The following is a 713-nucleotide window of genomic DNA, read 5'->3' as shown; positions in this document are numbered from 1 at the left end:
GCAGGGGGTCGTCGGTTCGATCCCGTCATCCTCCACCACCGAGCGGGGTCGTCGATGGCGACCGAGGCGAAAGCGCAAAGGCGCAACAGGCCAGGGCTGCACGCAAGGCGTTGAGCTCTGCCCTGTTGGTCCTTGAAGACCTACGGCTGTTCTTTAACAATTCACAGAGTCGAATCAGCAGCGCCGCATGGTGCTGAGGTGTTCGTGCCATTGGGCGCGAAGCCACCTCGGTGCGCAGCGGTGCATTGCGAAAGATTTGCGTCAAAGCACACATTCAACGGGTTTCGACCGCGGTGTCCGACAAGGGCGCGGTGGTCACGAGTTGAAGACGGCGAACGCGTAAGCAGTGTTCACGGATCCGGCTGGCGATGTGCGGCCTGAAGGCATTTCAGGCGGCAAAGCTATAGGGTCAAGTGAACAAGAGCATGTGGTGGATGCCTTGGCGATGATAGGCGACGAAGGACGTGATAGCCTGCGATAAGCCTCGGGGAGCTGGCAAGCGAGCTGTGATCCGGGGATTTCCGAATGGGGAAACCCACCTGCAAAGGTATCGCTGCCTGAATACATAGGGCAGCGAGGCGAACCGGGCGAACTGAAACATCTCAGTAGCTCGAGGAAAAGACATCAACCGAGATTCCGAAAGTAGTGGCGAGCGAAATCGGAGGAGCCTGCACGATGTAGCCATTGACTTATCAGAACGGTCTGGAAAGGCC

The 713-nt window shown here is 58.2% G+C and carries 1 rRNA gene; it reads left to right on the top strand.

Features of this window, described 5'->3' with window-relative positions:
• Positions 1 to 407: 407 nt before the first annotated feature.
• A 23S ribosomal RNA gene (locus ACK4TH_RS12605) occupies positions 408 to 713 on the top strand; the annotation flags it as partial.

It is taken from the genome of Tepidimonas sp. (assembly GCF_046292505.1).
Lineage (GTDB): Bacteria > Pseudomonadota > Gammaproteobacteria > Burkholderiales > Burkholderiaceae_C > Tepidimonas.
The sequence above is the reverse complement of the archived record's forward strand: the minus strand, read 5'-3'. Positions and strand labels throughout refer to the sequence as shown.